Source organism: Pseudomonas sp. JV414 (assembly GCF_032424305.1).
GTDB classification, from domain to species: domain Bacteria; phylum Pseudomonadota; class Gammaproteobacteria; order Pseudomonadales; family Pseudomonadaceae; genus Aquipseudomonas; species Aquipseudomonas lini.
The window spans coordinates 32,283-53,594 of record NZ_VYKC01000016.1 but is presented as its reverse complement, the minus strand read 5'-3'; the positions used below and the strand labels follow the sequence as shown (position 1 = coordinate 53,594).

Below are 21,312 nucleotides of genomic sequence, written 5' to 3'. Positions count from 1 at the left end.
AGGGACTACTGCACCGGATCACTCACCGGTTTGGCGATAATCGCTTTCAACTCGCTGGTCATCGGAAACTCAAGGTTCAAACCTTTAGGCGGAATCGGCTGCTGGAACCAGCGGTTGTAGATGCCGTTGATTTCCCCTGATCTGTACAAATCGGCAAGCGTCGAATTCACCAACTCGAGAAATTGCGGATCGCCCTTGCGCACCATGCAGCTGTAGATTTCCCGCGATTGCTCCTCGCCCACCACGACCCACTTATGCGGATCGCGCGCCTTGGCCCGTTCGCCGTAGAGCAGCGCGTCATCCATATAAAACGCCGCTGCCCGCCCCGACTGCAGCATCTGGAATGCTTCGCCGTGATCCTTGGCGCTGATCACGAACATATCGATCTTGTGATCGACGTTGTAGCTCTTCAGAAACCGCTCATTGGTGGTGCCGGCGGTGGTCACAACGTTCTTGCCGCGCAGGTCGGCGAAGCGCTTGATGCCGCTGTCCTTCGCCGTGAGCAACTGCCCCTTCACGTAGATGAATCCATAGGAAAACGCCACTTGCTGCATGCGCTCGGCGGTCACACCGGTGGAGCCGCATTCAAGGTCAACCGTGCCGTTTTGCACCAGCGGAATGCGTGTTTGCGAGGTCACCAGGTTGTACTTCACCTGCAGATCCGGCAGCTCGAGCTTTTGTTTGATGCGCTCGACAATCTTGCTCGCCAGGTCCACCGAATAGCCCATCGGCTGCCCCGTGTGATCCCCCACGTAAGAGAACGGCACCGACGCGTCGCGATAACCCAGCGTGATGCTCTTGGCATTGGCGACCTTATTCAACGTGCCGGTCAGCGGCGCTTCATTGGCCTGGAGCTGACTGGCGAACAGCAGGCCGAGGGTGCAGCCGATCAACGTGATTTTTTGCATTGTTATTCTCCGTTGTGGGTAAGTGCGATTAGCGGCGGGCGGCGATCACGGTGATTTCCACCAGGACCTCTGGACGGGCCAGTTGCGCCTGCAATGTGGTGCGGGTCGGTGCCTTGTCCGGTGACAGCCATTGTGACCAGACCTCGTTCATGGCGGCGAAATCGCGGCCAATGTCACTCAGGTAAATGGTCGCGCTGAGCAAGTGATCCTTGTCGCTGCCAGCCTCGGCCAGCAACCCGTCGATTTTCGCCAGGACCTCCGCGGTCTGGCCGGCGGCGTCGCGGCTGTCACCCGGCACCTGTCCCGATAAAAACACCAGCTCGCCAAAGGTCACGGCGCCAGAGAGTCGGCTGTTGCTGTTGAAACGCTTGATGCTCATCGGTTCTTCCTTTTCCAGTCAGGCGACGCGGGGTGCGAGGCCCTGCATTTCGATTGAGGGTGCGCGCCGGGCAATCAACTCACTCAGCAGCCGAGCGCTACCGCAGGCCAACGTAAAGCCCAAGGCGCCATGACCGAGGTTGAGCCAGAGGTTGCGGTACGCCGTAGCACCAATCAACGGCACGCCGCTGGGAGTGGCCGGGCGCATGCCGGCCCACGCGATGGCTGCGTCGTAATCGCCGGCATTGGGCAAGGTTTCCTGCGCCTGGCGTTTGATCAGCGCCAGACGCTTGGGATCGAGTGCCGGGTCGAAGCCGACAATGTCGACCATCGCCGCTACGCGCAGTTGTGCACCGATGCGGGCGTAAACGATCTTGCGGTTGTAATCAGTAATGCTCAGTTCTGGCGCGTGATGTTCGGTGCGGATCGGCAGGGTCAGGCTGTAGCCCTTGAGCGGGTACAGCGGCAGGTTCATGCCCGGCAACGCCAATGCCGGGCTGCGATGACCGGCAGCGATCACCAGTTGCTCGACCGGCAATACCTGCACGCCCATTTCGATGGCCTGCACCGCGCCGTCCCCGTGGCGAATGCCGGTGACCGTGCGGCCCGGCAAAAACTCGCAACGCCCCGACGCCTTGAGCCGGGCCACCAGTTGCTGGCAGAACGCATGGCAATCGGCGACTTCTTCATCGGGCGTGTAGATCGCGCCCACAAACGGCGCCTCGGCGAGTGCCGGCTCCAGCTGTGCGCACTCGGCCCGGGACAACACCTGTTGCTGTCGCGGATCAGCCAGCCCTTGACGCGCATGCTCGAAGCTTGCGGCTTCACGAAACGTCACCAGTTTGCCGTTGCGCCGCCAGTCGAAACCGTCGAGGTGGTCTTCATCGCGCCAGCCTTGCAGCGTGGCCTGGCTCAGCAGCGCCAGGCGCAGCAGATGTGCGCCGTTGCGCTGATTCACCGAACGCCGGCAGGCCGCCAGAAAGGCCGCCATCCAGCGCCATTGCGCCGGGTCCATGCGCGGACGCAGCTTCAAGGGCGAGTCGCCGCGCAACATCCAGCCCAGCGCCTGCAACGGTACGCCGGCGTCGGCCAGTGGCGCGACATAGCGGTAGGACAACTGGCCGCCATTGGCGAAACTGGTTTCGCTGGCAAACGAATCCCGGGCCTCGATCAGCGTCACGTCGATGCCGTCGCGAACCAGTGCGTAAGCCGTTGTCAGCCCGATGACGCCGCCACCGATGATGCAAACCCGCTGAGCCATGTCTGTCCTTAAGCGTTGTTGGAACGTGCTTCAGGTTAGGACCAGGTGACAGCCGTTGAACAATGCATAAAGATGGCTGACCCATAAACAAAGGTTATGGACTTGCCATGCGACTGCGACACATCGAGATTTTTCAGGCTATTCGCCAGACCGGTTCGGTCAGTGGCGCCGCCCAGTTGCTGCACGTGTCGCAGCCGGCGGTGAGCAAAGTGCTGCAACACGCCGAACAGCAACTGGGCTTTGCGTTATTCCTGCGGGTGCGCGGTAAATTGCAGCCGACGCCTGAAGCCCTGGAACTTGAGCGCGAAGTCGACAAGGTCACAGAGAGCCTGCAAGGCGTGCGACGTCTGGCCCAGAGCCTGCGCCGCGAGCCGGGCCACAGTGTACGGATTGGCGCGATCCCGGCGCTGGCCTTGTCGCTGCTGCCGCCGGCGATCAACGAATGGACGCAACGCTATCCGGAAATTACCTGCGAACTGTCCAGCGCCCACAGCCGCGAGCTGATGCAGAACCTGTTGATGCGCGAAGTGGATGTCGCCCTGACGTTGCAACTGCCCGATCATCCGGGCCTGAAGGCGCAGGCCCTGGCCTGTGGGATGCTGGTGGCGCTGGCGCCGAAGGGCTTTTGGGCCGACGACACTCACGGTAAACCGCTACCGCTGATTGAACTGGCCGGTGCGCCGCTGATCGGCTTGTCCAGCGCCGACCCGCTGGCCGCCAGACTCGACAGCTACCTTGAGGCAGTCAATCCGCCGCCAAAGGTACGCATCGCGGTGCAGACCTACTCGCTGGCGCGGGCAATGGTTGAATCCGGTGCCGGGTTGGCGGTTATCGACCCGTTCACCGCGCTCGGCGCGTCTCCCGCTACCACGGCGATTCGCCCCCTGGCGCCGGCGCTACCGATCACCCTGTACGCAGTGACCCGCGCCGACGAACCGCCGCCGCATACCTTGGGCAATTTGCTGCAGGTGTTCAGCCGACGGGCGCAGGCGCAATTGGATCGTTTGATCCCGTAGCAGCCTCAAAGGACATAAAACAAGATCGCCACAAAGTGCAGCAAGCTCCCGGCAATCACAAACAAATGCCAGACCCCGTGGGCATGGCGCAAACGGCTGTCCAGCGCAAAAAAGACAATCCCCACGGTGTACAACACCCCGCCCGACGCCAGCCAGGTAAAGCCGACGGGCCCCAACGCCGCCAGTAACGGCTTGACCGCCACCAGCACGATCCAGCCCATCACCGCGTAGATCACGATCGACAGAATCCGCGCTTCCGAGCGGGGTTTGATCTCTTGCAGGATGCCGATCAGCGCCAGCCCCCAGACAATCCCGAACAACGTCCAGCCCCACGGCCCGCGCAGGGTCACCAGGCAGAACGGCGTGTAACTGCCGGCAATCAGCAAGTAGATCGAAAAGTGATCGACCTTCTGCATGATCGCTTTCTTGCGCCCGCGCACGCTGTGGTAAACGGTCGACGCGCTGTAGAGCACCAGCAAGGTGAACGCGTAAATCGCCACGCTGACAATCTTCCATGGACTGCCGTCCATACTGGCGATAACCAGCAGCCACACGCCCCCGACAAACGCCGCCACCGCCCCGACCAAGTGCGTCCAGGCGTTCAATCTTTCCCCGTGATACATGTGTTGCTCACCTCAAAAATTCGTTGCCGCATCGCGCAAGGCTCAGGCCTCAAGGTTAAAAGCGCAATGTTTCCGTATAGCGCCGCTCCTACAAAAAGCTATCGAGCCAAACGTCAGCCAATTGGGCACAATCGAGCGATTCGAATAAGAGTCACGCCCATGCTGATCGATGAAGAGTTGACCCTGAAAAAACTCGAGGTGTTCCTGGCCTTCATGCGCACCGGCAACCTGGCCCGCGCCGCCGCCGAGTTGCAAACCAGCAACGTCAGCGTGCACCGCGCCATCCATTCTTTGGAAAGCGCCCTGCGTTGCCCGCTATTCAAACACGAAGGCCGCAACCTGACCCCACTCGAAAGCGCTTATGTGTTGGAAGAGCGAGCGCAGAAGCTGATCCAGGACGTACTCGAAAGCGTGCGCCTGACCCGCGAAGCTGCCGGGTTCTCCGCTGAGCGTTTCAAGCTTGGGTCACTGTATTCGTTGACGGTGAAGACCGTGCCGCAGCTGATCATGGGCCTGAAAATTCGCCGTAGCGAACTCAATATCGACCTGATCCTGGGCTCGAACATCGACCTGTTGTACAAGCTCAAGAACATGGAAGTCGACGCGATCCTGGTGTCGCTGGATGACAGCGTGAATGACCCGGACTGCGAGCAGATTCCGCTGTTTTCCGATGACATCTTCCTCGCCACTCCTGCTGATTCGCCCTTTGCCCAGCGGACCGAAGTCGATCTGGCCGAGGTGCGCGACGAGACATTCATCACCTTGACCCAAGGCTTCGCCACACACCAGGACGGTATTCGGGTGTTCAAGCAGGCGGGTTTCGAGCCGAAAGTGGCGATGCAGGTCAACGACATCTTCACCCTGCTGAGCATGGTCAGCTCCGGGGTCGGTTATGCGTTGCTGCCGGGAAGGATTGCGGCGGTGTATGAGAACCGGGTGAAGCTGATTCCGTTGCAAGAAAAGTATCGATTGCAGCAGCACATCGGCGTGGTGTTCCTGAAGGCCAAGGAGCGTGACCCGAATTTGCTGGCGTTGTTGGCGGAGTGCCGGATGTATGCCAATCGGCAAGCCACCCAATGATCGTTCCCACGCTCTGCGTGGGAATGAATCAATGGACGCTCTGCGTCCGCTTTGGGACGCGGAGCGTCCCGGGCTGCATTCCCACGCAGAGCGTGGGAACGATCAGTCAGCCGACAATCCCGCGAACAATGAAGTACAGCAACGAAGGCCCAAGCAAGCACCCAAGCCCGGTGTGGAACGTCGCCGTCAACGCGCCATACGGCACCAGCCGCCGATCCGTCGCCGCCAACCCGGCGGTCACACCGCTGACGGTCCCGGCCAAGCCGCCAAACACCATGGCCGAGCGCGGGTTGTCCAGCCCCATCCAGCGCGCCGCCATCGGTGTGCCCACCATCACCAGAATCGCCTTGATCAGCCCGGTGGCAATCGACAACGCCATCACGTCGGACGTGGCACCAATCGCTGCCCCGGTCACTGGCCCGACGATGTACGTCACCGCGCCCGCGCCAATGGTGGTCATGCTCACCGCATCGCGATAACCGAATACCCAGGCAATGCTCGCCCCGACAATAAACGGCAGGATCGTGCCCAGCAGCAGCGCGATGACGCCAATCATCCCGGCCTTTTTCGCTTCGGTGGCCTGTACCTCGAACGCGGTGGCGACGATGGCGAAGTCACGCAACATCGCACCGCCCATCAAACCAATGCCGGAAAACAGCGACAAATCCGCCAGGCCTTTTTGCCCGCCGGTCATGGTGCCGCCGACCCAGGCCAGCACCAGACCGATGACGATGGCAATCGCCGAGCCGTGAATTCGTCCGAAGGTCAGGCGTTTGGACAACACCACCGACACCCACATGATCACGCCAACGAACGCGAACGCTGTCACCAACCCGTTATGTTCCAGACCTTTCTCGATGAGATCCCACATATCAGCGACCTCCTGCCGGTGCGCCAACCGACGTTATATCCGCCGGTTCATCGGGCAAGGGTTCGCCTTTGTGGGTCCTGCTGATCAGGGCAATGGTGCAGCCGCAGAGCACCACCGAACCGATCGCCGCCAACACCGCCACCGGGCCGCCATGCAGAGCGGTAACGACATTCTGCTGTGCTGCCATCGCGACGACCACCGGAATGTACATGGCGCCCCAGAAGCCGACGCCCATCTCGCAGTCCTTGGTCATGCCGCCGCGTTTTTGCATCCACAACCGCGCGCAAATCAGCAGGATCATCGCGATCCCGACCCCGCCGACGTTGGATTTCACGCCCAGCAATGCGCCGAGCATGTCACCCATGATCACCCCTGCCAGCGTACAGATCGCCAACAGCGCCACACCGTAAATAATCATTGTTGTAGTCCTCAAAGTGCATCGTCGGAATTGTTGTTTTTGTAGTTCGCAACCTGAGTCGGTGATCTAGGGTTGGCGGCTTCCCTCCTCACGCAACAGCGCCTGCAAGGTATCGAGTCGCGCACCATCGAAGGCAATCACGGTGCCCTGCTCGAACACCCGGCGCGCAAGCCCGGTCAACACCGCACCGGGCGGCAGTTCGATCTGTAGACGTACGCCCCGCTCGTAAGCGCTTTGCACCGTGCCGCGCCAATCCACCACGCGGCACATGTTGAAGGCCAGATCGTCGCGTAACGCCTCGGGATTGATAACAGGCCGGGCGCGACTGCCGCTGAGGTAACCCAGGGTCGGCGTTTCCAATTGCACCTTGGCGAACGCTTCAGCCAGGGTTTTCGCCGGAGCTTCCAGCAGCGGGCAATGAGACGGCACACTGACCGCCAGACGTTTGGCCAGACCGGCGCCACGGCCTTTCGCCAACTCGGCAACCGCTTTCATCGCGCCATCGCTGCCAGCAACGACCACTTGGTTATCGGCGTTGATGTTGGCCAGGTAAACCGGTGTGTCGACGCTGTGAACCTGCGCCAGCAACCTTTCCACCGTCGCCAGATCCAGACCGATGATCGCGGTCATGCCGTAGCCCTGAGGATAAGCCTGCTGCATCAGCTCACCGCGCAGGCTGACCAGTTGCAGCGCATCGCTGAAGCTCAAGGCACCCGCGACCACCGCTGCCGGGTAGGCTCCGATGGACAATCCGGCCACGTAATCCGCGCTCAATAACAACTGACGTGAAGCAGCCACTCCGGCGATCAGCAGGCACAGCTGAACAGCTCTGGTCGACTGCAACGCCTCGGCAGAATCCAGCAACAAAACATCTTCACCCAGCACCTCGCTCGCCTCGATCAGCGTTTCCCGAGGCAGACGATGGAGCATGCCCGGTTGCTGCGCGCCCTGGCCGGGGAACACCAGCAAACTGCTCACGCTGCTTGCTCCTGCGGGTTCCAGGGATCGCTGACCAGGCAGGCGACCTGAGCGTTTTTGAGCAGCACCCGATGCGACGGGCCGGCCCATTCGCGCAGAGCCACCGCGCCATTCGGCGTCTGCAATTGCAGGTCGACCAGACATTCAGCGGTGCCGAGAAGCGTCACCAACTCTTGCGCTTGAAGTCGGCTCAACGGTTGCGGTGTACGCAGAATCAAATCGAGATCGCTGCGCTCATGCAACGCCGCAAAACCGCTGGCCAATTCAAACCCGGCGCTGCCGCTGACACCCCATACCCAACCGCAGGCGTCGAGCATCGACCGCAGTTGCACCAGTGCTCGCAACGCCGGCAGGTCCCGAGTCGTCTCGACATGACACAACTCTTCCGGCCTTACCCCACGCGAAATCGCCGTGATCGCCATCGACGTTGCATAACGCTGCTCACGCAAGCGTCCGCGCACGCCGACCGCGATTTGATCCGGCGCAGTCATCGCGCGCCGAACCACCACCGGCTGACGCGTGCTGATCGACTCGACCGCCCACGCAGGCGCATCCGCAGGCAACTGCTCCGGGGTCATCCCCCAAAGCAGGTCGTGGGCCAGAAACGTGTTCACCACTGCGCTCTCAGCAGTTGGCGAACCTTGCTCGACGCGGCGCGATTGCTCGCACCCAAGCGGCCGCTCAAATCACGACGACCTGCCTCGACATCCTCAATCGCCTGAACCAGACACTCGTTCACCCGCGCCAGATCCGCCGTCGTCGGTTGTTCGATCTGATCCACCGACAAGGTTTCCCAAAGCAAACCCAGGCTGGCAAAGCTGTCGATGTCATACGCCATCGGCGGCACGCTGGCGGCCAAGGCTTCAAGTTCTTCGACACTGCGCAATGTCACTCGCGCCGCCGACGCCTTGCCCATCGCATGCACCATCACGCCCGGATCGCGCAACGCGATCAGCCGGTTGGCCTGATAGCCATGAGCGAGAAAGGCACCAGACATCGCCTTGCCCACCAGCAAACCAATCACCGCGTGCCCGGCCAGTCGGGCGCGGGCATAACTGTCCGCAGCACCGGCCAAGGCTTGATGAATGCCGAGGGCTTCTTCGCGCCGGCCGTAAGCCTGGCTCGGCACATCGACAATGGCGATCAAGGCGCGCTTTTGAGGTTTGTCGTTATCTGCAGCAATGACGTCATCCACCGCTTTGGCCAGGCCCCAGCCTTCCAGCAAACCGACCTCGCCATTGCGGGCGCGGACGAAGCGGTTGTCGGGATTGGCCACCACTGCGATAAAACGCACGGGCTGCTCACCCAGCACACCATCGGCGACTTTCAACGACGCCGGTAAACCCTCGACCGGTTTCGCACCAGCACTCAAGGCGTTGAACCAGTTCAAGCCTCTCAGGGAATACGAACTCATGAGCGCTCTCCTTGATACAGATCGCGAACCGTCGCCGGCTCGATTTGTGGTTCGGCGTCCAGACTCGCCAGCCGTTGCAGGAACCATTCGGCCTGGCGACTGCGTTGCTGCGCCGGCAAACCCTGCTGGAGCAACTCGCTAACCTGCTGCTGAATCTGCGCCACGTCGTCAGCCACGTAGCGATCCACCAACCCAGTGGCGAAACGTTGCTCACCACCGGTCAGGCTCCAGATAAACGGCCGGTCACGGGAGTCGTATTCCTCAAGTCCGGCTTCCTGCTCGATCACTTGGGGGCCGTTGAGGCCAAGGCGCGCTTCCTGAGTCACCAGCAAATAGCTGCACAACCCGGCGGCAATCGACATGCCGCCAAAGCAACCGACGCTGCCGGCGACTACGCCGACTACTGGCTGGTACTGGCGTAAATCGACAATCGCCGCATGAATATCGGCAATCGCCGCCAACCCGAGGTTGGCCTCCTGCAAACGCACGCCACCGGTTTCCAGCAGCAAGACGGCGCGAGTGGGAATGCCTTTGCGGTTGTCCTCGGCGGCCAGTTCCAGCGCACCGGCAATCTTCGCCCCGCCGACTTCACCCAGGCTGCCGCCCTGAAACGCGCCTTCGATGGCCGCGATCACCACCGGCAAACCACCGAGGCTGCCCTTGGCGATCACCACGCCGTCATCGGCTTGCGGCACCACGCCTTGGCGCGACAGCCACGGCGACATGACGCGTTGAAACGGGTCGAGCAGTTCACGAAAAGTAACCGCGTCGAGCAAGGCTTTCGCTCGTTGCCGGGCGCCGAGTTCGACGAAGCTATGTTTGTTGAGAAGCGCTGCGCTGTCAGTCATGACTGATCTCCTCGAAGCCTTGTTCCAGGCGCAAACGCACCACGCCGGGAGTGGCGCCGAAATCGTGGATATCGATCGCCATCGCGGGCGGTGTCTGGCCGTCGAACATCCGCGCGAACAGATGCTGCCAGCGTTGTTCACTGCCGTTGACCGAGGTCTGCACCTGGATCGTCAGCTTGCCGGCCAGCCCCGGTTCGATCAGCACTTCCAGATCGCCCGAGCCCACGCAGCCCACCAGCGCCCTGCCCCGAGGCGGCTGCCCGGCGGGGAATTCAAAGGATAAGGTTTCCATCAAAACGCTCCCTGGAAGATGCCGTCGCCCGAGTCGATACGATCGATAAACAGGCAGGCTGCGAGCAAGTCCGCAGCGCCACCGGGCGAGGCATTCAACGCGATTAATTGTTGGTCCAGCTCATGCAAACGGCGACGACCGGCCAGGCTCGCACTGCCGCCGGCGTCGAGCACCGCTTGGGCGCCGAGTTGCATGGTCTGCAGGCCGGTTTCGCCTGCGCGGTAGAGCACGCAGGTGTCGGAGAGATGGGTCATGATCGCCAGCAAGGCGTCGAGCCGAGCGTTCTGTTCGCCATGGCCGGCGGCGCGACTGAGTTTGAGTTGCGGCAGTGCGCGTTGAATCACTGCAGGGAAACCAAGCTGTGCTTCTTCGCGTGCACCGCGAGCGCCGTAACGCTGGGCGACTTGGGCGCCATGGCTCAGAGGACGCGGCGCGTAACGGTCGGCGAGCAAGGCCAGACGTGCAGCGCGCAAGGTCACGGCGCTTGCTTTGGTATTCGTGCACTCCAGCGCCGCCGCAGCGACCAACAGCCCTAGCGCCCAGATCGCGCCACGATGAGTATTCACACCGTTGGTGGTGGCGAGCATCGTTTGCTCACCGTCACGACCAATCCGCCCAAGGGCTTCGCGCAGGGGTAAACCGACTTCGCCAAACTCGATGGCCGCTTCTGCCATTGCCTTGAACGCCGGCCACAACGACAGCGCCGAGGCGTGCATCAGGCTCAGGTGTAAATCGGTGTGCGCGCCATTGCCGCGACGGTCGACCAGCGCCGGTTTCGGCGACAGATCCGCTTCATCGATCAGCGCGTCCACGGCCAGGTCCGCCAGCCGCTCAGTCAGGGTTAAAGGTTTCGGTTGCAGGTTGAATGCGCGCATTACCAACTCCTGAACTTGGCGGGTGGGTTGTAGAGGCCATCGGACCACTCCACCAGATCAGCCACGCTTTTCGCTGCGAGCAACTCGCGGGTTGCATCGGTGCGGCGGATGCCGAGGTCTTCGGGCAAGGCGATCAGGCCTTCGCGGCGCATGCGGGCGGTGTCTTTCGGGTTGTGGCGCAGGCCGATGGCGGTCACCCCGGCGACGGCGGCGATCATCGCCTGACGTTCTTCGAGGGAACGGGCCTTGTACAAATAGGCGATGCCTTCTTCGGTGAGCAGGTGGGTGACGTCGTCGCCGTAGATCATGATCGGCGCCAGCGGCATGCCGCTTTTCTTCGCCACCTCCACCGCGTCGAGGGTTTCGACGAAGGTCGGTTTGCCGCCCTCCTGGAAGGTCTCGACCATTTGCACCACGAGTTTCTTGCCGCGTTCCAGCAACGCTTCGGGTGCATCGTCGTGACGCATGTCGAGCCAGGCCGGCGTGCCATGGCGGCGACCGCGCGGGTCGTGACCCATGTTCGGCGCACCACCGAAACCGGCCAGGCGACCGCGCGTCACGGTGGAGGAATGGCCGTCGCCGTCGACTTGCAGGGTTGCACCAATGAACAGGTCCACCGCGTATTGCCCGGCCAGTTGGCAGAACATCCGATTGGAGCGCAGTGAACCGTCGCGGCCGGTGAAGAACACATCCGGTCGAGCGGCGATGTAGTTTTCCATGCCCAGCTCAGTGCCGAAACAATGCACGCTTTCGACCCAGCCACTTTCGATGGCAGGGATCAGGGTTGGGTGAGGATTGAGGGTCCAGTTGCGGCAGATCTTGCCCTTCAAACCGAGGGATTCGCCGTAGGTCGGCAGGATCAGTTCGATGGCCGCGGTGTTGAAACCGATGCCGTGGTTGAGCGACTGAACGTTATGTTTTTCGTAGATCCCGCGGATCGCCATCATCGCCATCAACACATGCACAGGCTTGATGTGTCGTGGGTCGCGGGTGAACAGCGGTTCGATGTAGAACGGCTTGTCGGCCACCACCACGAAGTCGACCCAGGACGCCGGAATGTCGACACGGGGCAGTTCGCTGACATCGTCCACCAATTGGTTAACCTGGACGATGACGATGCCATCGCTGAAGGCGGCAGGTTCGATCAACGCAGGGGTGTCTTCGGTACTCGGCCCGGTGTAGATGTTGCCAGCGCGGTCGGCCATGAAACCGGCCGAGAGCACGACGTTGGGAATCAGGTCGACCACCAGTCGCGCATAGAGCTCGATGTAGGTGTGGATCGCGCCGATTTCCAGCAGGCCGTCTTCAAGCAACTGGCTGATGCGCAGGCTCTGGGTGCCGGCGAACGAGAAGTCGAGCTTGCGGGCGATACCACGCTCGAACAGGTCCAGGTGCTCGGAACGCCCGACGCTGGGCATGATCATGTGCAAGTCATGCAGCTTGCCCGGGTCGGCCTTGGCCAGGGAGCGGGAAAGGAAGTCTGCCTGCTTCTGGTTGTTGCCCTCCAGCACCACACGGTCGCCGGGCAGAATCAACGCCTCCAGCGCCGCAACGATCTTGTCGGTGGGCAGCACCACACCGTCGGCGAAACCCCGCACCAGCTCGAGACGCCGCTGCTTTTCGCTGCGCCGCCGCGTCCATCGCGAGTCGGGGGATATTGTTGTTGTCATGACCACTCCACGGGTTCGCTGTCGTGGGAGTCACCTTAGGAGCGTTGGGTGGGGGGCATCAATCAAGCAGAGAGACGGATCGTTACGTTCACCGTAATGATCGAACACCGCCCTGATCGTTCCCACGCTCTGCGTGGGAATGCCTCAAGGGACGCTCCGCGTTCCAGCTCTCGAATGGGACGCGGAGCGTCCCGGGCTGCATTCCCACGCGGAGCGTGGGAACGATCAGGTCCGCGATGAATTGAAGGACGCCATCTGTTCCTGCACTCGAATCAGAAGCTGTTCAGCACTTTCCAACAACTGCGCCAACAACGCCGGATCTTCATCCATATAGCCTTCGTACTCCGCCAGGTTTCGTCGCTCATGACACAGGGCGAATAGCCTAACCTGTACTTTGCCAATATCAGCGGTATGAACCAGGCACTGAAACACCAGATATCGCTTGTCCGAACGGTAGCCGCACAAGCGAAGAGCCGTCAGTGCAAGGGCATGGGCAGCGTTGTAAGCCAGGTCGAAACGACTCGCGAAGGAAAGCGAAGACGTTTGCGCGTCTTTCAATCGATCCACAGCCGAACGCATCAGCCCTTCGCATTCCTTGCGGTCCGGCGGCTCAGCTTTCAGTCCACCGCTACGTAACAGGTTTTCCAGGTTCTCGTTGCTGCCCATCCTTGGACTCCAAAGGGTTTCCCCCCATCAGATTGATCTTGTCCTGCTGCGCTACCCGCACGACAAAACTATTTTCAGCCACCAGTTTGGCGGCCCAGTCGTCGGGGGTGTAGAGCGTCGGGTTGAGGACGCGGCCCAACTGCTCTTCCATCGGGATAAGCCGCTCCATCACTTCACTGTAGTGCAGGCCCTCGCCGATCAGCATGAGATCAATGTCACTGGATGCGTTCGCCTGATCCTTGGCGATAGAGCCGTACACAAAGGCCCAGGTGATCTGTTCGGCAAAGGGTTGGAGCGCCTGACGCAGAGGTTCGGCAATACCAAAGGTTTTGCGGGCGATGCCCAGCAGTTCGGCATAGATCGGGCAGTCGGGATTGGCTTGATAGTGGGTCTGGTTTCCCTGACGGCTCATGGTCAGCACGCCTGCCCGCTGCAACCGATCCAGCTCGCGCATGAGGCTGCCTTTACCCACTTGAGCCCAGCGGGCGATCTCGTTGGCGTAAAAACTTCGGTCGGGTTTACCAAACAGCAGGCCGAGCACTTTTTGCTGGGTGGTGGTGAACAAGGCTTCACTTAGTGACAGGTTTTTCACGGCAACGACCGATAAGTCCCAAAAAAGGAACGATAGGTCCCTTTTTGGGAATCTTCAACCTGACGCAGCGTAAACCATTGTTCTTGGTGTACCTGATATACCTCGGTTGCAGGTTTTGGGGCTGCTTCGCAGCCCAGCGGGAGCAAGCTCCCTCGCCACAGGGGGCCGACTGCTTGGGGTTTTGTGTTTAAAAGTTTGTCCGCAGGAACGGTGAGAGGCTACGCAGTCTGGCGTCGCTGCCTACAGCAATGCCGGAACCCGCCGACTGGTGCGGTTTTGCGTTGATCTTTATCGTTTGGGAGTCGCTGCCAACCTCAGCGACCGGGCTTGGAACCCCGAGGTGTAGAAGGCGCAAAAGCGCCCCTCATGACGTATGCTTGCGCACCTTTAATGTGTGTATTCCGTTATGGCGGCTGTACGCGGGAGACCTTCGGGTCTGCCGGGTTTTCTCCACCTCGGGTTCCAACCTGCGTACAGCTGCCACCCCTTCGTTTGGAACCGATGGAGCAGCTGAAACTCATTACTGGAGATACACAATGTTCAAAGCTACTCCCAACCCGCCAGAATCCGGGACCGATTCCCAAGCATCCCTCGATGCAGAGAAAATGAAGGAAGCCGCTGACCGCGCCTTCTCCCATTACTTTCCCCCTCTCCACGAAAAGCCGGCAAAACGCCGTAAGTCCCAGCTCTTCACCGTCTCCCCCGACATCGACACCGAAGCCCTTCTGGCCAATGCCTCCGAAGACCTGCTGTCCATCAGCGCCATTGCTGCCGATCTGGCGGACGATGTGGAAGGCTCACGCCGCTCTGTCGCCTTGGCGCTCAGCCGTTTGGCAGATGGCGTGCAGTTGTTGGTGGAGCGGGTGCTGGATCATCATGAGTCGTTGCAGATGAAGGCTCAGGCCGGGGTTTAACGCAGAAACCCCTGTGGCGAGGGGGCTTGCCCCCGTTCGGCTGCGCAGCAGTCGTAAAACCATTGTTCTCGGTTTACCTGATACAGCTCGGTTGCAGGTTTTGGGGCTGCTTCGCAACCCAACGGGGGCAAGCCCCCTCGCCACAGGGGTCCGGTCAGACCAGACCTGCGCTTACAAGAAGCTCCTCCAGCGCGAGCAAGTCAGGCACCTTCGCCACTTGCTCTCCCACCTGCACCGCCGCCTGCTCCAACGCACACAACGGCACATCGACATAGCTCAACTGGCTATCCAGCTTGTAAGACCGCGGAATCCCCTGCACCAGCAGCGCAATGAACTTCAGCTCAGACCGCCCGCCGAGGGCGTTGAGGATGACGATCCGTGCTCGCTCACCGATCACCACTTTGTTGCCGCACGCCGACTCAAAACTGAGCAACGGAATCTGCCGTTCCCGCCACGTCACCCGCCCCAGATACCACGGTGGTGTGTCGAGGTCGAAGGCGCCGGGTTGGTAATCGATGAGTTCAGCGACAGCGACGTTAGGCAGGATCAGGTTGCGATCAGCCAAGGGCAATAAAAGCCCAGTGAGGTTGCTGGAGCGGTGTTCATGCATGGGTTTTGCTCCACCGGGCGATGCTGTCGAGCAGCACCGATTCCTGGTATGGCTTGCCGAGGTAGTCGTTGACACCAATGGCCATGGCGCGGTCGCGGTGTTTCTGGCCGGTACGGGAGGTGATCATGATGATCGGCAGATGTTGCAAGCGCTCGTCGGCGCGTATCTGGGTCGCCACTTCGAAGCCGTCCATGCGCGGCATTTCGATGTCCAGCAGCATCAGGTCGGGCATGTGTTCTTCGAGCAGCAACATGGCGTCAACACCGTCCTTGGCGGTTAGCACGTTCATGCCGTGGCGCTCCAAAAGACGGCTGGTGACCTTGCGCACGGTAACCGAATCGTCGACCACCAGCACCAGCAACGGCCGTTGCGATTCGGGCTCTACGTCCTGCGTCACAGGCCGTTTTGGTACCTGCGCTTGCATGGCGCGGATCGGCGCCAGCAAGTCGAGAATCAGCACCACCCGGCCATCGCCGAGAATCGTCGCGCCAGACAAACCCTGCACCGCGGCGAACTGCGGGCCCAGGCTTTTGACCACGATTTCCCGGGTGCCGGCCATGGCATCCACTTGCACCGCGACATGCCGTTCGTTGCACTGCACCAGCAACACCGGCAACGGCAGGCTCTGGCCCAGCAGTTTCGGGCGGGTGCTGGTTTTCAGCAGCTCGCCGAGATAGCACAACTCATAACGTTGCCCGGCGTATTCGTAGGTCGGCGGATCGAGCCGGTAATGCCCTTCCAGTTCATTGGGCAACACCCGAACGATGCCGTCGATAGTGTTCAGCGGAATCGCGTATTGATCCTCCCCGCATTGCACCATCAGCGCGCGGTTAACCGACACGGTGAACGGCAGGCGAATCCGGAAATGCACGCCCTGCCCCGGCACAGAGTCTATGATCATGCCGCCGCCGAGCTGCCGGACTTCTTCGTGAACCACGTCCATGCCGACGCCACGCCCGGAGATCTGGGTGATTTTCTCGGCAGTGGAGAACCCCGGTTGCAGGATGAATTGCAGCACGTCGCGGTCGCTGATATCGCTGTCCGGGTCGAGCAACCCGCGCTTGATCGCCTTGCGCCGCACGGCGTCCAGCGGCACGCCGGCACCGTCGTCGCGGATGTCGAAAATGATGTCGCCGCCCTCTCGCGACAGGTCGAGGGTGATCTTGCCTTGGGCCGGTTTACCCGCCGCGATACGCACCTCGGCCGATTCCAGCCCATGGTCGACGGCGTTGCGCAGCATGTGTTCCAGCGGCGCGGCCATGCGTTCGAGGACATTGCGGTCCATCTCGCCTTCGGCGTTGCCCACAATGAAGTCCACGTCCTTGCCCAGTTCGCTGGCGACCTGCCGAACGATGCGCTTCAGACGCGGCAGCATTCGCTCGAACGGCACCATGCGCGTACGCATCAGGCCTTCTTGCAATTCGGTGTTGATGCGGCCCTGCTGTTGCAGCAGGTTTTCCGCGTCATGATTACGCCGTTCGAGGGTTTCCTTGAGGTCAAGCAGGTCGGAGGCAGACTCGAACAGCGCCCGCGATAATTGTTGCAGCTGCGAGTGACGGTCCATCTCCAGCGGGTCGAATTCTTCGTAGCCCAAGCGTTCGGCTTCGACTTGCTGACGGCTGAGAATCCGCCCCTGGGTTTCGGTATCGAGGCGGCGCAACTGGTCGCGCATGCGCTCGATGGTGGTTTCCATTTCGCTCAGGGCCACCCGTGCATCGTTGACCTGTTGTTCGATGCGGCCACGGAAGATCGAAGTCTCCCCGGCCAGGTTGACCAGGTCGTCGAGCAACTCCGCCGAGACCTTGACCGTGTCGGTGCCTTCGGTTTGCGGTGTGGCCGACTCGGCTTTGGGCACTGCGGGCAGCGTCAGCGATGTTTCGGACACCGCTGGATGGCTGAAATTCTTGATCGCATCGATCAGCCGATCAGCCGGCGGCAATGGCTGACCGGCGCGGGTAGCGTCGAGCATTTGCGCCAGTCGGTCATGGCTGCGTTGCAACAGCGAGAACAGCTCGGCGGTGGGTTGCAGCACGCCAGCCGACAAGCCTTCGTAGAGGAATTCCAGTTCATGGGCCAGGTCGCCAATCGGCGCGATCTCCACCATTCGCGCGCCACCCTTGAGGGTGTGCAGATCGCGCAGCAGGGTTTCCACTTCCTGGCGATTCGACGGCTCGGCCTGCCAGCGCAACAGTGCCGCGCCGGAGTTTTCGATGATGTCGAAACCTTCTTCGAGGAAGATCTCCAGAAGCTCGGAATCATGGCCCGCCGAGTCGTTGCTGGCCGTTGGTTCGATCACCTCGGCGCTGCCGGCATTGCCCTGGCGAAACTCACGAATAGCTTCGATCAACTCGCGCGGATCACCCAGCGGACGGTTGTGCCGCAACTGATCAAGGAACATGGCCAGTCGGTCATGGCTGTGTTGCAGCAACTGCGCCAGCGCTTCGCTGTGGCTGTAACGGCGGTCCACCAGGCCTTCGTAAAGGCTTTCCAGTTCATGGGCCAGATCGCCGACCGGCTCGACCTCGGCCATCCGCGCACCGCCCTTGAGGGTGTGCAGGTCGCGCTGCAAGGACGACAGCGGCGCGGCGTTGTCCGGGTCACTCAGCCAACGCTGCAAGGCCTGGCCGGCGCTCTCGAGGATATCCACCGCTTCTTCAAGGAAGATCGAAACGATTTCGTCGTCCAGCTCCACCTGCGTCGCGCTCTGCTCCAGCTCGGCGGTGGCGCTGCCCAGTTCCCGGATGCTCAGGGTGCGACTGCCGTCACTGCGGATCAGCCCCATGGAGGATGGATCGAGACTCTCATCGAGCAAGCCGCGCAAGGCCCGAACGCGCTCCGGTTGCGCAGTGACTTCCTGGCCGGCCGCCAGTTCGTCGAGCATGTTGATCAGCGCCTCATGAGCACTTTGCGCCTCGTGGAAAAACCTGTCGCTGACCGCCAGGCTGCTTTCTTCCACCGCGCCATACAGGTCGAGCAATGCTTCACAGAGTTCATCCACCTGATGCAGATCGGCCAGGTGCGCGCCTTCGCCGAGGGTGGTCAATTCGTCCAGCAGCGCGCTGAGTTCCTGCCGCTCGCCGGGATGCTGCTGCCAGCGCTGCAACAGACTTTCGGCGTCCAGCAGGATGTCCATGCCTTGGGCAAGAAAGTTGTTGATCAGTTGCGGATCGCGCTTGATGCGCAGCTTCGTATTGGGCGTGCTCAACAGGCTTTGCAGACGCTCGGCCAGTACTGCGTGGGTTCGCTCGATCAGCGAGCGGGCGTCGGGAATTTCGGCCAGCGGATCGCTCTTGAGCTGTCGCAGGCCAAGACGGAACAGTCCTTCGGCTTCCAGCAGCAATTCGACTTCGTCCAGGTCGAGGGCAATTCGGTGCGCCTTGTACTCCCGGGCCAGTTGATCCAGCGACGCCGCCAGCTCGGCAATCGGCAGCACACCGGCCATCGAGGCGCTGCCCTTCAGGGTATGCAACGCCCGCTGCAACTCGTCGCTGGCCTGAAGCGGTACGTGTTCGGAGGCTTGGTCGAGGAAGCGATTGAGGCTGCTCAAATGGGTTTCGGCTTCGTTGCGGAAGATCTCCAGCAACAGTGGATCGAGCGCCGTGACATCCTGCACGTCCTCATCGGACACCGGCTTATCACCCTTGGCGAGGGCATGCGCACGGGCGGCCAATTGATCGACATCGTTGCGTTGGCGCTGGGCGTTGGCGGCGAATTCGGCCACCAGTTCCGGCAACAGCTTCAGCGCATCGCCCACCAGTTGTTGCACCGCGGACCCAGGTGCAACGCTGTGCTCAAGCACTCGGTTGAGCAGGTTTTCCACCGCCCAGGCCAACTCACCCAGCACCAGCGCACGGACCATCCGACCACTGCCTTTGAGGGTGTGGAAGGCGCGGCGTAATTCACTCAAGACCGATGTACTGTCGGGACTGGCCGACCAGCGCGGCAGATACTCCTCGAGAATTTCCAGCACCTCGTCAGTCTCTTCGAGGAAGACGTCCCGCAGCTCATCGTCCACCGGTTCTTCCCCGGCGGGCGGCGGCAACAGGCTACCCGGCATGGTCAGGGCTGGCGGGTTGACGGACGACACCGGGCTGGCCAACACATCGGCCAGAGACTGAACGGTTTCGGGATCGTCGAGTTCCTGCATGTCCTGCATGACCAGTGCTTCATTGGGGCTGAGCACATCCTTGAGCATCGGCACTTGCTGTTCGCTGGGGAAGAAGCCGAGTGAGACCAGGCCTTTTTCGGCGACGTCGAGCAGGTGTTCCCCCGGTGCTTCGGGGTCGTCGCTGAGGCGCTCCAGGTAATACTCGATGCTGGTGATGACGTCGGCCAGGCTGTCCAGTTGCTGCCATCCGGGCTGGCCCGGGTCCACCAGCAGATGCTCGCGGATGAAGCCGTTGCAGGTCTCGACCAGGCTCGCCGCGCGGGACAACGGAATCATCGCCAACGCACCGCGCACCTGGGTCAGCAACGCCGGCAAGGGTTGCAAATGCTGGCGGTCCCAGTCGGCGTCGATGTAGTCGACGATCATGTCCTTGGCCTGTTGCAGGCAAATGCGTGCCTCCTTGATCACGATCTGATGGATCTGCGTCAGATCGGTGGTCGGCAGACGGCTGTCTTCCTGGCTTTCCGGCTCCACGGTACCGACCATGCCGGCCAGAGTCGCTTCGACGTAGAGCAAGGCCCCGGCGACGTCCATGAGGGTCGCGTCGTTGGGTTCACGCTGGCCTTGAGCGAGGCTCAGCACCACTGCCAGTTGATCGATGATGACCTTGCGCGGCTGGCCGAAACCGAGCACCGCCAAGGTGTCGGCGATTTGCCGCAGAGGCGCCAGCAGGCTTTCGAGGTCTGAGGTGTGCTGACGGTCGCTACGCACGAACAAGTCCAGGCGCTCCTTGACCCGCACCAGCTCTTCGCACAGCGCCGACAATACCGAGCGCATGGCGTCGCGGTCAGGGCCGGCCAGCCGTGCCCGTTCTTCATCGACCATCGCGCCGTCGGGTAGCGCATCGTCTAGTGAGTAGCGATCTTTCATGGTCAGCATCTGCCCGGTGGGGTGTTCGGCCTTGGCAATATAGAACAACAAACTCTTGAGCAGCTGCGGCGGTGCCGGTTGATTGATTCCGGGCATGCCCTGTTCGAGCAAACGCTTGAGCTCTTTGTCGGCGTCCTTGAACAGGCTGCGCAACGCCGGGCTGTTGGCAATCGAGTCATTACGCATGCCCTCGACCAGTGCCGAAGCGACTTGCCATAACGGGCTCAGGGGCGCATTGCCGCACAGCGCTTCGAGGCGAGTAAAAACCCTGGCCAGATAACCGAAGTGGGTTTCGTCATCCTGCTCGCGCAACAAACCGACCAGGGCCATCTGCAACATTTGCCGTAATTTGCGCAGCACATTCGGCAAGTCGGACGGTTCCAGCAGCGCCAAGGCCTCTGGGCCCAGAGGTAGCAGCTCCAACAGTTGCGGGCTGAACAGGCTGGTTTCCGATAACAGGCTTTCGCCACGGGCGCTGCGCAGGTCGTTGATCAGAGGCAACACGACTAAAGGCAAATCACGACGGGCGCCTTGCACCCGGTCGAGGTAAGTCGGCAATTGCCCCAGGGCTTGCAGCAACAGATGGATCGCCTCGTCGCGATGGCTGACGCGGTTCTGCTGCAAGGCGCTGGTCAACTGCTCGATCTCTTCGGCGAGCAGGGCCGCGCCGTAAAACTCGACCATGTGCAAGCTACCGTGAACCTGATGGACACACGCCAGACACTCACTCAGCGTGTGCGTCGCCTGCGGATCGTCGATCAGGGTTTCGATCGCCTGATGAGCCTGTTTCAGCGTTTCGGCAATCTCGCCTTTGACCCACTCGAGGGCCACATAGTCGTGCCGATCACCCATAACCACTC

At 61.5% G+C, this 21,312-nt stretch carries 20 protein-coding genes; 3 read left to right on the top strand and 17 right to left on the bottom strand.

Annotated elements, in window-relative coordinates:
• Nucleotides 1–5: 5 nt before the first annotated feature.
• The 3 genes from F6R97_RS16745 to F6R97_RS16735 are packed head-to-tail and all read right to left on the bottom strand — an operon-like array spanning nt 6 to nt 2,547.
• Nucleotides 6–908 (bottom strand): transporter substrate-binding domain-containing protein, encoded by a 903-nt coding sequence (locus tag F6R97_RS16745; protein ID WP_038981013.1) that lies wholly within the window; start codon nt 906–908, stop codon nt 6–8.
• Nucleotides 909–936: 28 nt separating this feature from the next.
• The gene (locus F6R97_RS16740; protein ID WP_038981012.1) at nt 937–1,287 is read right to left on the bottom strand and encodes a RidA family protein; all 351 of its coding nucleotides are present in this window, start codon (nt 1,285–1,287) and stop codon (nt 937–939) included.
• An 18-nt stretch (nt 1,288–1,305) separates the two neighbouring features.
• Entirely contained in the window at nt 1,306–2,547 is a 1,242-nt protein-coding gene (locus tag F6R97_RS16735) for a D-amino acid dehydrogenase (protein ID WP_315866837.1), read from the bottom strand.
• A gap of 107 nt (nt 2,548–2,654) precedes the next feature.
• On the opposite strand from F6R97_RS16735, the gene F6R97_RS16730 reads away from it, so the two are divergent.
• Entirely contained in the window at nt 2,655–3,563 is a 909-nt protein-coding gene (locus tag F6R97_RS16730) for a LysR family transcriptional regulator (RefSeq protein ID WP_315866836.1), read from the top strand.
• A gap of 5 nt (nt 3,564–3,568) precedes the next feature.
• Here the strand turns inward: F6R97_RS16730 and trhA are convergent, their stop codons facing one another.
• On the bottom strand, nt 3,569–4,186 hold the full coding sequence (trhA, locus tag F6R97_RS16725; RefSeq protein ID WP_038981005.1) for a PAQR family membrane homeostasis protein TrhA: 618 nt from the start codon (nt 4,184–4,186) through the stop codon (nt 3,569–3,571).
• Nucleotides 4,187–4,345: 159 nt separating this feature from the next.
• Between trhA and F6R97_RS16720 the strand changes: the two genes are divergently transcribed.
• On the top strand, nt 4,346–5,266 hold the full coding sequence (locus tag F6R97_RS16720; RefSeq protein ID WP_038981003.1) for a LysR substrate-binding domain-containing protein: 921 nt from the start codon (nt 4,346–4,348) through the stop codon (nt 5,264–5,266).
• A 106-nt stretch (nt 5,267–5,372) separates the two neighbouring features.
• Here the strand turns inward: F6R97_RS16720 and madM are convergent, their stop codons facing one another.
• From madM to F6R97_RS16665, 11 genes are all read right to left on the bottom strand, one after another.
• Complete coding sequence (madM, locus tag F6R97_RS16715) at nt 5,373–6,137, bottom strand: malonate transporter subunit MadM (protein WP_038981001.1); 765 nt, start codon at nt 6,135–6,137, stop codon at nt 5,373–5,375.
• A 1-nt stretch (nt 6,138) separates the two neighbouring features.
• Nucleotides 6,139–6,555, bottom strand: coding sequence for a malonate transporter subunit MadL (gene madL / locus F6R97_RS16710; RefSeq protein WP_007897996.1), 417 nt, complete (start codon nt 6,553–6,555; stop codon nt 6,139–6,141).
• A 66-nt stretch (nt 6,556–6,621) separates the two neighbouring features.
• Entirely contained in the window at nt 6,622–7,533 is a 912-nt protein-coding gene (gene mdcH, locus F6R97_RS16705; RefSeq protein ID WP_038981000.1) for a malonate decarboxylase subunit epsilon, read from the bottom strand.
• Nucleotides 7,530–8,150: a malonate decarboxylase holo-ACP synthase gene (locus F6R97_RS16700; protein WP_038980998.1), complete on the bottom strand. Its 621-nt coding sequence runs from the start codon at nt 8,148–8,150 to the stop codon at nt 7,530–7,532. The genes mdcH and F6R97_RS16700 overlap by 4 nt, the downstream gene beginning before the upstream one ends.
• The gene (mdcE, locus tag F6R97_RS16695) at nt 8,144–8,947 is read right to left on the bottom strand and encodes a biotin-independent malonate decarboxylase subunit gamma (protein WP_038980996.1); all 804 of its coding nucleotides are present in this window, start codon (nt 8,945–8,947) and stop codon (nt 8,144–8,146) included. Before mdcE ends, F6R97_RS16700 begins: the two co-directional genes overlap by 7 nt.
• A complete protein-coding gene (locus F6R97_RS16690) occupies nt 8,944–9,795 on the bottom strand; it encodes a biotin-independent malonate decarboxylase subunit beta (RefSeq protein ID WP_048396352.1) in 852 nt (283 codons plus the stop codon). The genes mdcE and F6R97_RS16690 overlap by 4 nt, the downstream gene beginning before the upstream one ends.
• A complete protein-coding gene (locus F6R97_RS16685) occupies nt 9,788–10,087 on the bottom strand; it encodes a malonate decarboxylase subunit delta (RefSeq protein WP_007897982.1) in 300 nt (99 codons plus the stop codon). The genes F6R97_RS16690 and F6R97_RS16685 overlap by 8 nt, the downstream gene beginning before the upstream one ends.
• The gene (locus tag F6R97_RS16680; protein ID WP_048396351.1) at nt 10,087–10,962 is read right to left on the bottom strand and encodes a triphosphoribosyl-dephospho-CoA synthase; all 876 of its coding nucleotides are present in this window, start codon (nt 10,960–10,962) and stop codon (nt 10,087–10,089) included. The genes F6R97_RS16685 and F6R97_RS16680 overlap by 1 nt, the downstream gene beginning before the upstream one ends.
• Nucleotides 10,962–12,632: a malonate decarboxylase subunit alpha gene (mdcA, locus tag F6R97_RS16675; RefSeq protein WP_038980992.1), complete on the bottom strand. Its 1,671-nt coding sequence runs from the start codon at nt 12,630–12,632 to the stop codon at nt 10,962–10,964. The genes F6R97_RS16680 and mdcA overlap by 1 nt, the downstream gene beginning before the upstream one ends.
• Nucleotides 12,633–12,857: 225 nt before the next feature.
• On the bottom strand, nt 12,858–13,298 hold the full coding sequence (locus F6R97_RS16670; protein WP_038980991.1) for a hypothetical protein: 441 nt from the start codon (nt 13,296–13,298) through the stop codon (nt 12,858–12,860).
• A complete protein-coding gene (locus tag F6R97_RS16665) occupies nt 13,261–13,890 on the bottom strand; it encodes a nucleotidyltransferase domain-containing protein (RefSeq protein ID WP_038980990.1) in 630 nt (209 codons plus the stop codon). The genes F6R97_RS16670 and F6R97_RS16665 overlap by 38 nt, the downstream gene beginning before the upstream one ends.
• Before the next feature lie 536 nt (nt 13,891–14,426).
• On the opposite strand from F6R97_RS16665, the gene F6R97_RS16660 reads away from it, so the two are divergent.
• The gene (locus F6R97_RS16660; protein ID WP_038980989.1) at nt 14,427–14,804 is read left to right on the top strand and encodes a DUF6124 family protein; all 378 of its coding nucleotides are present in this window, start codon (nt 14,427–14,429) and stop codon (nt 14,802–14,804) included.
• 154 nt (nt 14,805–14,958) lie between these two features.
• Here F6R97_RS16660 and F6R97_RS16655 read toward each other — a convergent pair whose 3' ends face one another.
• Nucleotides 14,959–15,414: a chemotaxis protein CheW gene (locus F6R97_RS16655; RefSeq protein WP_315866835.1), complete on the bottom strand. Its 456-nt coding sequence runs from the start codon at nt 15,412–15,414 to the stop codon at nt 14,959–14,961.
• Nucleotides 15,407–21,304: an Hpt domain-containing protein gene (locus F6R97_RS16650; protein ID WP_315866834.1), complete on the bottom strand. Its 5,898-nt coding sequence runs from the start codon at nt 21,302–21,304 to the stop codon at nt 15,407–15,409. The genes F6R97_RS16655 and F6R97_RS16650 overlap by 8 nt, the downstream gene beginning before the upstream one ends.
• Nucleotides 21,305–21,312: the final 8 nt, after the last annotated feature.

Coding starts and splice junctions, on each gene's coding strand:
- F6R97_RS16655 (WP_315866835.1), bottom strand. CDS start 15,414: ATGCATGAACACCGCTCCAGCAACCTCACTGGGCTTTTATTGCCCTTG.
- F6R97_RS16685 (WP_007897982.1), bottom strand. CDS start 10,087: ATGGAAACCTTATCCTTTGAATTCCCCGCCGGGCAGCCGCCTCGGGGC.
- F6R97_RS16740 (WP_038981012.1), bottom strand. CDS start 1,287: ATGAGCATCAAGCGTTTCAACAGCAACAGCCGACTCTCTGGCGCCGTG.
- trhA (WP_038981005.1), bottom strand. CDS start 4,186: ATGTATCACGGGGAAAGATTGAACGCCTGGACGCACTTGGTCGGGGCG.
- F6R97_RS16735 (WP_315866837.1), bottom strand. CDS start 2,547: ATGGCTCAGCGGGTTTGCATCATCGGTGGCGGCGTCATCGGGCTGACA.
- mdcE (WP_038980996.1), bottom strand. CDS start 8,947: ATGAGTTCGTATTCCCTGAGAGGCTTGAACTGGTTCAACGCCTTGAGT.
- F6R97_RS16690 (WP_048396352.1), bottom strand. CDS start 9,795: ATGACTGACAGCGCAGCGCTTCTCAACAAACATAGCTTCGTCGAACTC.
- F6R97_RS16730 (WP_315866836.1), top strand. CDS start 2,655: ATGCGACTGCGACACATCGAGATTTTTCAGGCTATTCGCCAGACCGGT.
- F6R97_RS16720 (WP_038981003.1), top strand. CDS start 4,346: ATGCTGATCGATGAAGAGTTGACCCTGAAAAAACTCGAGGTGTTCCTG.
- F6R97_RS16680 (WP_048396351.1), bottom strand. CDS start 10,962: ATGCGCGCATTCAACCTGCAACCGAAACCTTTAACCCTGACTGAGCGG.
- madM (WP_038981001.1), bottom strand. CDS start 6,137: ATGTGGGATCTCATCGAGAAAGGTCTGGAACATAACGGGTTGGTGACA.
- F6R97_RS16745 (WP_038981013.1), bottom strand. CDS start 908: ATGCAAAAAATCACGTTGATCGGCTGCACCCTCGGCCTGCTGTTCGCC.
- mdcA (WP_038980992.1), bottom strand. CDS start 12,632: ATGACAACAACAATATCCCCCGACTCGCGATGGACGCGGCGGCGCAGC.
- F6R97_RS16650 (WP_315866834.1), bottom strand. CDS start 21,304: ATGGGTGATCGGCACGACTATGTGGCCCTCGAGTGGGTCAAAGGCGAG.
- F6R97_RS16670 (WP_038980991.1), bottom strand. CDS start 13,298: ATGGGCAGCAACGAGAACCTGGAAAACCTGTTACGTAGCGGTGGACTG.
- F6R97_RS16660 (WP_038980989.1), top strand. CDS start 14,427: ATGTTCAAAGCTACTCCCAACCCGCCAGAATCCGGGACCGATTCCCAA.
- madL (WP_007897996.1), bottom strand. CDS start 6,555: ATGATTATTTACGGTGTGGCGCTGTTGGCGATCTGTACGCTGGCAGGG.